This window comes from Amphritea japonica ATCC BAA-1530 (assembly GCF_016592435.1).
GTDB lineage: Bacteria > Pseudomonadota > Gammaproteobacteria > Pseudomonadales > Balneatricaceae > Amphritea > Amphritea japonica.
In genome coordinates this window covers 3744851-3755000 of record NZ_AP014545.1, presented here as the reverse complement: position 1 = coordinate 3755000, position 10150 = coordinate 3744851, and the positions used below count along the sequence as shown (strand labels likewise).

Below are 10150 nucleotides of genomic sequence, written 5' to 3'. Positions count from 1 at the left end.
CTTACCAACCCGATGCAAACTCCGAATACCGTAGAGTGCAATTATGGGAGACACACGGCGGGTGCTAACGTCCGTCGTGAAAAGGGAAACAACCCAGACCGTCAGCTAAGGTCCCAAAGTTATGGTTAAGTGGGAAACGATGTGGGAAGGCTTAGACAGCTAGGAGGTTGGCTTAGAAGCAGCCACCCTTTAAAGAAAGCGTAATAGCTCACTAGTCGAGTCGGCCTGCGCGGAAGATATAACGGGGCTCAAACCATACACCGAAGCTACGGATGCTATTTATAGCATGGTAGAGGAGCGTTCTGTAAGCCGTTGAAGGGAAAGCTGTAAGGCATCCTGGAGGTATCAGAAGTGCGAATGCTGACATGAGTAACGATAAGGGGGGTGAAAAACCCCCCCGCCGGAAGACCAAGGGTTCCTATCCAATGCTAATCAGGGTAGGGTGAGTCGACCCCTAAGGCGAGGCTGAAGAGCGTAGTCGATGGGAAACAGGTTAATATTCCTGTACTTTTTGTTATTGCGATGGAGTGACGGAGAAGGCTAGGCCAGCACGGCGTTGGTTGTCCGTGTTTAAGGTTGTAGGTTTAGGACTTAGGAAAATCCGGGTCCTTATAAGACTGAGAATTGATGACGAACCCTCTTTTGGGTGAAGTGGTTGATGCCATGCTTCCAGGAAAAACTTCTAAGCTTCAGATAACAAGAAATCGTACCCCAAACCGACACAGGTGGTCAGGTAGAGAATACCAAGGCGCTTGAGAGAACTCGGGTGAAGGAACTAGGCAAAATGGTACCGTAACTTCGGGAGAAGGTACGCCGGTGCTGGTGATGGGACTTGCTCCCTAAGCTAGCGCTGGTCGAAGATACTAGGTGGCTGCGACTGTTTATTAAAAACACAGCACTCTGCAAACACGAAAGTGGACGTATAGGGTGTGACGCCTGCCCGGTGCTTGAAGGTTAATTGATGGGGTTAGCTTCGGCGAAGCTCTTGATCGAAGCCCAAGTAAACGGCGGCCGTAACTATAACGGTCCTAAGGTAGCGAAATTCCTTGTCGGGTAAGTTCCGACCTGCACGAATGGCGTAACGATGGCCACACTGTCTCCACCCGAGACTCAGTGAAATTGAAATTGCGGTTAAGATGCCGTATATCCGCGGCTAGACGGAAAGACCCCGTGAACCTTTACTATAGCTTCGCAGTGGACTTTGATATTACTTGTGTAGGATAGCTGGGAGGCTTTGAAATCTGGACGCCAGTTCAGATGGAGCCAATCTTGAAATACCAGCCTGGTACTATTGAGGTTCTAACTCAGGTCCCTTATCGGGATCGAGGACATTGTGTGGTGGGTAGTTTGACTGGGGCGGTCTCCTCCTAAAGAGTAACGGAGGAGTACGAAGGTGCGCTCAGCATGGTCGGAAATCATGCATCGAGTATAAAGGCATAAGCGCGCTTGACTGCGAGACTGACACGTCGAGCAGGTACGAAAGTAGGTCTTAGTGATCCGGTGGTTCTGTATGGAAGGGCCATCGCTCAACGGATAAAAGGTACTCCGGGGATAACAGGCTGATACCGCCCAAGAGTTCACATCGACGGCGGTGTTTGGCACCTCGATGTCGGCTCATCACATCCTGGGGCTGAAGCCGGTCCCAAGGGTATGGCTGTTCGCCATTTAAAGTGGTACGCGAGCTGGGTTTAGAACGTCGTGAGACAGTTCGGTCCCTATCTGCCGTGGACGTTTGAGATTTGAGAAGAGTTGCTCCTAGTACGAGAGGACCGGAGTGAACGAACCTCTGGTGTTCGGGTTGTCATGCCAATGGCATTGCCCGGTAGCTACGTTCGGACAGGATAACCGCTGAAAGCATCTAAGCGGGAAGCCCCCTTCAAGATGAGATCTCACTGGGACCTTGAGTCCCCTGAAGAGCCGTTCAAGACCAGGACGTTGATAGGCTGGGTGTGTAAGCGTTGTGAGGCGTTGAGCTAACCAGTACTAATTGCTCGTGAGGCTTGACCATATAACGCCAAAAGCGTTTGGGTCATCTGATTGAAAGACGATATATGCAAGACGGATAAGAGTTTGTACATACTCTCCGACTGATTACAGGATTCAAATGACGCTTGAACAGCAATGTTCAATCGTTAGAGCAACCAGTTTTGCTTGGCGACCATAGCGAGATGGAACCACCCGATCCCTTACCGAACTCGGAAGTGAAACGTCTTAGCGCCAATGGTAGTGTAGGGTTTCCTTATGCGAGAGTAGGTCATCGCCAAGCTTCAAATAAGAGACAGCCCCGATCATTAGTTTGGTCGGGGCTTTTTCGTGTCTGGGATTTAGAAAACAGGCGCTAGACGCGACTGCGTCGCTGCTAGAACGGCGCTACGCGCCTGCTCGTGGCTGGAATAAGCGTAAGAGCAAAAGCCTTCTTTATGAGTCATATCAGTCAATGTAATTGATAACTTTGTAAGATTATTCATTCGCCGTGAGGGCACGGCTCCTACATACAACAGACATAGCAGAGAATGCTATCACTGGGGTCTATGCTTTTTCTAGCAACGAGCAAGGGAGTGATCCTGTTTGTATAAGCGCTACGTAGCTAAAATGGTTAGAAATAGGATATGAACTGTGGTGTGTTGTTTATAGTGAAGTTTTTCGTCTAGCAGGTATCGATCTAGATACTAAACAAAAAAAACGCGCAGATGGCGCGTTTTTTTGTTAAAACCCGTGTGAGTTTATAGACTGACTTGAGGGCTTTAAGTTTTCGCATCACTGTAGCCAGGTGTACCCTGTCTTTCACTGTCAGATCCATGTGAACAGTATTGAGGGCGTCATCTGATTCTGTGATATCTACTTTCAGAAGGTTGGCACTGGTGGCTGCGGCTGTTGTTGCAAGCGATGCGATCAGGCCGCGCTTAGGTTCAACTTTTAGATCCAGGTTAACGATAAATTCGTCATCAATGCTATTGGACCACTCAAGGTAGACGCACTTTTCGGCATCGTCTTTCATAAAGGCGATATTGCGACAGTCTGTCCGGTGAATCACCAGGCCTCTACCTGTACTGATATGGCCGGTAATACTGTCTCCGGGGATAGGTCCGCAACAACGGGCATAATGAAGCACCATGCCTTCAGTGCCGCGAATGGCCAGAGTCGCTTTGTCGGATTGTGGATTTTCCTGCTGCTCTTCCTCTTCATGCTCAATCGGGCGCAGGCGACGGGCGACCACATAGGCCATCCGGTTACCCATACCTATATCTTCAAGCAACTCATCAAGTGAGGCTAGCTCAGCCTCTTCAAGAAGGCTTGAAAGCGCAATCGGGTCGATCTCTTCCAGGCTTGATCCGTAATTTGAAAGGAACTGTGTTAGCAAGCGTCTACCCAGTTCAATAGACTCACCGCGGTGCTGGACTTTAATAAAGTGACGTATCGCAGAACGAGCTTTTCCGGTGATAACAAAGTTGAGCCAGGCCATATTTGGCTGTGCGCTTGGCGTTGTTATTATCTCGACGGTCTGACCGCTCTGCAGAGGCTGTGAGAGCGGCGCTAAGTGCCTGTTGATGCGGCATGATACACATGAGTTACCGATATCAGTATGGACCGCATAGGCGAAGTCGACCGCCGTGGCTCCCTGGGGTAGTTCAAAAATGCGTCCCTGGGGAGAAAATACATAAACTTCGTCAGGAAAGAGGTCTGTCTTAACGGTTTCGATAAACTCCATCGAGTTGCCAGCGCGCTGCTGCATCTCCAGCAAGCCCTGCACCCATTTACGGGCACGATTATAGCCGTCGATGGCAGAACTTGAATCACCATAAATTTTATAATGGCTGTGCTCGGCTATTCCCTGACCGGCAACCGCATCCATCTCTTTGGTGCGTATCTGCACTTCAATGGTGATATCCCGAGCGCCGAAAAGATCGGTGTGCAGGGACTGATAGCCATTAGCCTTGGGGATGGCGATATAATCTTTAAAGCGACCCGGTACCGGTTTGTATAGGTTGTGTACTATGCCCAGAGCACGGTAGCAGTCATCGACAGATTCAGTGACAATGCGAAAAGCAAACACATCCATGATTTCTGCAAAGGATTTGCCCTTGGTTTTCATTTTGCTGTAGATGCTATAGAGGTGTTTTTCCCGCCCCGAAACCGATCCGGCTAAGCCTTCTTGATTAAGCCTGTTGCGTATAGCATCTTCTATTGAGGTAATGACATCTTTGCGCTGTCCTCTGGCCTGAACTACCGCCCGGCGTATATATTTTGCCCGCATAGGGTAGTAGGACTGAAACGCCAGGTCTTCAAGTTCAAGTTGAAGGTCTCGCATGCCCAGGCGGGCTGCTACTGGTGCATAGATATCCAGCGTTTCACGGGCAATGCGTCGTTGCTTTTCTGGCGGCATAGCACCGAGGGTGCGCATGTTGTGTAGCCGGTCCGCCAGTTTGACCAGAATGACTCTGATATCGACGGCCATAGCCAGGACCATTTTCTGAAAGTTCTCTGCCTGGGCTTCCGCACGGGTTTCAAACTCCAGATGAGTTAGCTTACTAACGCCATCAACAATGTCGGCAACCGTTTGTCCGAACTGGCCTTCAAGGCCGTCCCGGGATACCGCGGTATCTTCTATCACATCGTGAAGCATGGCTGCCATCAGGCTTTGATGGTCCATGTGCATGCCTGCGAGAATTGAGGCAACAGCAAGTGGGTGGGTAACGTAGGGTTCGCCGCTTTTACGGCGCTGCCCATCATGTGCTTGTTCAGCATAATAATACGCACGTCTAACCGACTTGATCTGTTGCAGATCAAGGTATCCAGTCAGACGGTCAGAAAGCGCATCTACAGTTGGCATCAATCACTCCTATGCCCCTAGCGTAGTCATATTCAAAGATGACTACAAAACAACAGAAACTATAGAGATGATGCCTTATTCGGACGGATTGAAAAAGAGTTAATCTTCTTCGCGTTCATCAAGGATGGAAACATCGATGTGTTTTTCCGCGATTTCGCGCAGAGCAACCACAGTTGGCTTGTCATTTTCCCACTCAACTTTAGGTTCTTTTCCACCCGTAGCGATCTGACGAGCACGCTTAGATGCGATCATTACCAGTTCAAAACGGTTGTCTACATTTTCAAGACAATCTTCAACAGTTACGCGAGCCATTGGCGACCTCGGTTATAGGATTCAGTCATTCAGGCCGGTATTCAGACCTGATTCGGAGAGCCGGCCAGTCTACCGGAGAGCACCTATTCTGACAAGAGCCCAGCGAGGATTTTAGCTTGTTTCATCGTTTGACGGCTTAACTCTAAACGACGGGCAGTAAATACCGCCTGTAAATCACTTAAAGCGGCATTAAAATCGTCATTGACGACGAGGTACTGATATTCAGGATAATGGCTCATTTCACTCAGGGCTTCCGACATGCGCTGATTGATGATCTCATCAGAATCAGTACCGCGTCCGGTTAGCCGTTTGCGAAGTTCTTCAGTAGAGGGCGGTAGGATAAATAATGATACGCAATCGGGCATTTTTAAGCGGATCTGCTGTGCCCCTTGCCAGTCGATTTCCAGAATTACATCCAGTCCCAATGCCAGTTGCTGCTCAACCCAGACCTGTGAGGTGCCGTATTTATTAGTAAAGACCTCGGCAAATTCCAAAAACTGGTTCTGTTCAATCATACTGTTGAACTGATCCATGGCGACAAAGTTGTAGTCTTTCCCATCGACTTCACCCGGGCGCATACCTCGGGTTGTATGAGAGACAGAAACACAGACCTGCTTATCCTGATCGAGCAAGGCTTTAACCAGGCTGGTTTTGCCTGCTCCGGAAGGGGCTGAGATAACGTACAGGGTGCCTAGCTGATTCATAATAATGGTCACTTTTAATCGGGCTCTCGTATAGCAACAAGGTAAGCAGCCAAGGGAGCTGTGGAAAATTAAGCGCTGATTATACCGCTTTGGACAGCGTTAGAATAATGGTTGCTGGTTCTTTTGCAGTGGGAAGGTCTGTGTTCCGAATATTGTTTGAGTTATTAACAGATATGTCCCTTCAGCCCTTCTTATTAATGAAGGACAGGGGATTCATCTGAATATGGAGTGCTACAAGTCAACGTTCCATCGGTTCCATATCATCTAACAGTAAGCAGTATTTATGGATAAATGAAGACTAAAGAATGCTTACTCGATATTCTGGATCTGTTCGCGCATCTGCTCGATCAGTACTTTCAGCTCAACAGCATCCTGCGTGGTATCTGACACAATTGATTTGGAGGAAAGCGTGTTGGCTTCCCGATTGAGTTCCTGCATCAGGAAATCCAGTCGTCGGCCAACGGGGCCTTTAGATTTCAGAACGCGCTTCACTTCCTGAACATGGGTGTTGAGACGGTCCATCTCTTCGTCAACGTCAGCTTTTTGCGCAAGGATTACCATCTCCTGTTCAAGCCGGCCTTCGTCCAGATCTGCTTTCAACTCTTCCAGGCGGTTTTTTAAGTTATCCCGCTGTGCCTGAAGAATACCCGGTAGTTTGCTGCGGACGTCAGTGACGACAGCGGTGATGGCATCGAGGCGCTGATCAATTAATACCGCCAGTTCAACGCCTTCACGACCACGGCTTTCAATCAGGTCATTCAGGGCTTTGTGGAAGAGCTCCTGGGCTGCTTGCTTGACTTTGTCCATATCCAGCTTCGTGTCTTGCAGAACGCCGGGCCAGCGCAACAGCTCCAGCGTATCCAAAGGTGTTGAAACCGGAAGCAGGTTCTCGACTTGCTGCGCGGCGTCTAATAGTTCACGGGCGAAGGATTCGTTAACGGTGAGGGTCTGGGCTTTTGCTTCGGGAACAAATCGCAGTGTACATTCAACTTTTCCCCGGCTGAGTTTTTTACGTAGCGACTCTCTTAGTGAACCCTCCAGATCACGAAGACTCTCCGGCAGACGCAGGTGGGGTTCCAGGTAGCGATGGTTTACCGATCGAACTTCCCAGATCAGGCTGCCCCACTCATGTTGTGCTTCCTGACGGGCAAAAGCGGTCATACTACGTGTCATATCGTCTATTCTCGATTAGAATGCTGTTTTCGTTGCTGGCACTGAGACGAGTGTCGGCGGGTTTACGTTTTATTCTAACAGTCCTCGACCGCTTCCTCTATGCGTCCGGTCGGGTTGTCGAACAGGATTCCTAAGTACATGAGCTCAACAATTTCAGATCAGTTGCAAAACCTGGGCGTTACCACTCACCGGCCGAGTAACCGTAATGTCGATCAGATGCGTGAGGTACGTATCACCCGTAATTTCACTAAGCACGCTGAGGGCTCTGTGCTGGTCGAGTTTGGTGATACTAAAGTGATCTGTACTGCCTCCGTGGAACGGGGTGTGCCTCGTTTTTTACGTGGTTCGGGTAGCGGCTGGGTGACAGCGGAATACGGGATGTTACCCCGCGCTACCGGTAGTCGTAACGGTCGGGAAGCCTCCCGTGGTAAGCAGGGCGGTCGTACGGTCGAAATTCAACGTTTGATTGGCCGTTCGCTGCGCGCCTGTCTGGACCTGAAAAAGCTGGGTGAGAACACCATCACTATCGATTGTGATGTGATACAAGCCGACGGTGGAACCCGGACAGCATCAATTTCAGGCGCCTATGTAGCGCTGAGAGATGCCATCAGTTTTCTGAAAAAAGATAAGCATGGCGCCATGAAGGGTGATCCGATTAAATTTGGTCTGGCCGCCGTCTCGGTGGGTGTTTATAAAGGTGAGGCGGTGTTGGATCTTGATTATGCAGAAGATTCAGACGCGGAAACCGATATGAACGTTATCATGACCGATAAAGGTGGCTTTATCGAAGTACAAGGTACGGCAGAAGGCGAGCCATACTCAGAAGATGAACTGAATGCGATGCTGGCATTGGCTAAAAAAGGTATTGCGGAAATATCTGAGCTACAGCGTCAGGTGCTGGCTGACTGATATGCGGGTCAGGTAATAAAAAAGGGAGCTGAGGCTCCCTTTTTTTGTGTTTATGGTCGGTTGTATTTTACAGGTCGTAGTCGACAATGACCGGGGCATGAGCAGAGAAACATTCATCCCGGTAGATAGATGCGGCTTTAACCGTTTTACGAAGGTTCGCGGTAGTGACTTGGTAATCCAGACGAGCGCCTTCGTTCAGGTCGCGGGCTTTATTGTAATCGGGCCACCAGGTGTATTGTTGATCAGCGTGATTGACCTGGCGGAACGCATCGACATATCCCATCTCACCGAATAGCTCTTCCATCCATTGGCGTTCCTGAGGGAGAAATCCTGATACTCTCTGGTTCACATACCAGTTGCTCAGGTCCTGAGACTTGTGGGCGGTCTGTAATGGCCCACAAAAGATAAACTCGCGACGCTTACGCAGGGTTTTGGTGAAGTGCCCTTTGAGCAGTCGTAAGTATTCTTCTTTGGCTGTCTGAGCTTCTTCGCTTTTCAGGCCTGAAGGAACACTGAAGGCTGCAACGCTAACGTTATCAAAGTCAGCTTGAATAAACCGGCCGTTAAAGTCACATTGCTCAAACCCAAGGCCAGTCATAATAGCTTTGGGCATTATCCGGGTATAGATTGCTACGCCACTGTAGCCATCTTCAAAGGCATCAAAGAAATATGCGTCATAGCCTTCGGGATGATAGCGTTTATCATCTAACTGATACTCTTTTGCTCGCAGATCCTGCAGACACACAACATCTGCATCTTGTTTAACCATCCACTGGAAAAACCCATTATCTGCTGCCTGTTCAATACCCTGAGTATTGAAAGTTATGACGCGCATAGCTATAAACCTATGAGAAACGTAGTTCGATACGAAAGCCGCATTGTACTGGGTGTTTAAGCAAATTTGAATCTAAAGCGCTGACAATTAATCTCGCAGGGTGTAATTCAGAGCTTAAGTCTTGTTCCTTCTAGAGGGGCAGGACGAAACCCTGTATCATACGCGCACTTTTTATATAGCTTTGCGGAGAGCCCAGATGCAGGATTATCAGAGAGAGTTTATCGAGTTCGCGATCGAGAAAGAGGTGTTGCGATTCGGCGAGTTCACACTGAAGTCTGGTCGGACCAGTCCTTACTTTTTTAATGCTGGCCTCTTCAATACTGGTGAGGCACTGGCCCGCCTAGGAAAGTGCTATGCGGCGGCGATTCAGCAATCGGGCATCGAGTATGATGTGATGCTTGGCCCTGCATATAAAGGCATACCACTGGCCGCAGCGACTTGCGTTGCTCTGGCTACAGAGTTTGGCCAGGATGTTCCTTATGTGTTTAACCGTAAGGAAGCTAAAACTCATGGCGAAGGGGGAAACCTGGTAGGTGCTCCTTTGGCAGGCCGGGTGTTGATCATTGATGATGTGATTACCGCAGGCACTGCGATCCGTGAAGTGATGGATATTATTGATCAGGCAGGAGCGACTCCGGCGGGTACTGTCATTGCGTTGAATCGACAGGAAAAGGGCAAAGGAGAGCTTTCAGCGATTCAGGAAGTTGAGCGCGATTATAATATGCCGGTGGCGAGTATTGTTTCTCTTAATGATCTGTTGACCTACCTTGGTGAAAAGGGTGGTATGGATGCTCAGATTGAAGCGATATCGGCGTATCGTGCAAAATATGGTATCTGATCGGTTACTTATTGTTCAGTAACTTAATATTTTATTGAACAGACGCGTAATTCAGTTGATTTTTGCCGATCAGCCGTGTTTAATAAGCGCCCGTTGCCCGGATAGCTCAGTCGGTAGAGCAGAGGATTGAAAATCCTCGTGTCGGTGGTTCGATTCCGCCTCCGGGCACCACTACTTTAAAGCCTCGTTTTTAAACGGGGCTTTTTTGTATCTGAAGAATAAAAAATTCTCGTGTCGGTGGTTCGACTGATTATAAATTCTGGCCTCCGGGCACCAACTATTTTGATAAAGCCTCACTCTTCTTGTATAGAGAGCTGGGGCTTTTTTGTGTCTGGAGGAATGCTAGGGCGTCCTCGAACCGGGTTCGATTATTCGTCGTGTTGCTCCTCACCCTGCGGGCCATCGCCCAAATACGGCGATGTTGTATTGTCCTTCGGCCAATGCTCCGCCTCCGGGCATCAACTATTTTGATAAAGCCTCATTCTTCTCGTTTAGAGAGCTGGGGCTTTTTTGTATCTGGAGGAATGTTAGGGCGTCCTCGAACCGAG

The 10150-nt window shown here is 49.2% G+C and carries 7 protein-coding genes, 1 tRNA gene and 2 rRNA genes (1 of these 10 only partly in view); 5 read left to right on the top strand and 5 right to left on the bottom strand.

The genetic code is table 11. The annotated features are described in order from the left end of the window. Together AMJAP_RS17330 and rrf are read left to right on the top strand one after the other, a co-directional pair. A 23S ribosomal RNA gene (locus AMJAP_RS17330) occupies window positions 1-2008 on the top strand (it extends 885 nt beyond the left edge of the window). A gap of 142 nt (window positions 2009-2150) precedes the next feature. Next, window positions 2151-2266 (top strand): 5S ribosomal RNA (gene rrf / locus AMJAP_RS17325). A gap of 396 nt (window positions 2267-2662) precedes the next feature. Here the strand turns inward: rrf and AMJAP_RS17320 are convergent. The 4 genes from AMJAP_RS17320 to AMJAP_RS17305 all read right to left on the bottom strand — a co-directional run bounded on the left by AMJAP_RS17320 (window position 2663) and on the right by AMJAP_RS17305 (window position 7020). Then, on the bottom strand, window positions 2663-4831 hold the full coding sequence (locus AMJAP_RS17320) for a RelA/SpoT family protein (protein ID WP_201356394.1): 2169 nt from the start codon (window positions 4829-4831) through the stop codon (window positions 2663-2665). A gap of 99 nt (window positions 4832-4930) precedes the next feature. Further along, window positions 4931-5143, bottom strand: coding sequence for a DNA-directed RNA polymerase subunit omega (gene rpoZ / locus AMJAP_RS17315; RefSeq protein ID WP_019622718.1), 213 nt, complete (start codon window positions 5141-5143; stop codon window positions 4931-4933). Window positions 5144-5226: 83 nt separating this feature from the next. After that, on the bottom strand, window positions 5227-5847 hold the full coding sequence (gene gmk / locus AMJAP_RS17310) for a guanylate kinase (protein WP_019622719.1): 621 nt from the start codon (window positions 5845-5847) through the stop codon (window positions 5227-5229). A 309-nt stretch (window positions 5848-6156) separates the two neighbouring features. Continuing rightward, window positions 6157-7020, bottom strand: coding sequence for a YicC/YloC family endoribonuclease (locus tag AMJAP_RS17305; RefSeq protein ID WP_026340222.1), 864 nt, complete (start codon window positions 7018-7020; stop codon window positions 6157-6159). Between the two features lie 138 nt (window positions 7021-7158). Between AMJAP_RS17305 and rph the strand changes: the two genes are divergently transcribed. Beyond that, window positions 7159-7929 carry a ribonuclease PH gene (gene rph / locus AMJAP_RS17300; protein WP_019622721.1) on the top strand — a complete coding sequence of 257 codons (771 nt, stop codon included), beginning with the start codon at window positions 7159-7161 and terminating at the stop codon, window positions 7927-7929. A gap of 67 nt (window positions 7930-7996) precedes the next feature. Here the strand turns inward: rph and AMJAP_RS17295 are convergent, their stop codons facing one another. Next, window positions 7997-8764: an exodeoxyribonuclease III gene (locus AMJAP_RS17295; RefSeq protein ID WP_019622722.1), complete on the bottom strand. Its 768-nt coding sequence runs from the start codon at window positions 8762-8764 to the stop codon at window positions 7997-7999. A gap of 196 nt (window positions 8765-8960) precedes the next feature. Between AMJAP_RS17295 and pyrE the strand changes: the two genes are divergently transcribed. Both pyrE and AMJAP_RS17285 read left to right on the top strand, forming a co-directional pair. After that, complete coding sequence (gene pyrE, locus AMJAP_RS17290) at window positions 8961-9602, top strand: orotate phosphoribosyltransferase (protein ID WP_019622723.1); 642 nt, start codon at window positions 8961-8963, stop codon at window positions 9600-9602. 95 nt (window positions 9603-9697) lie between these two features. After that, window positions 9698-9773: transfer RNA gene (locus tag AMJAP_RS17285), tRNA-Phe, on the top strand. Window positions 9774-10150: the final 377 nt, after the last annotated feature.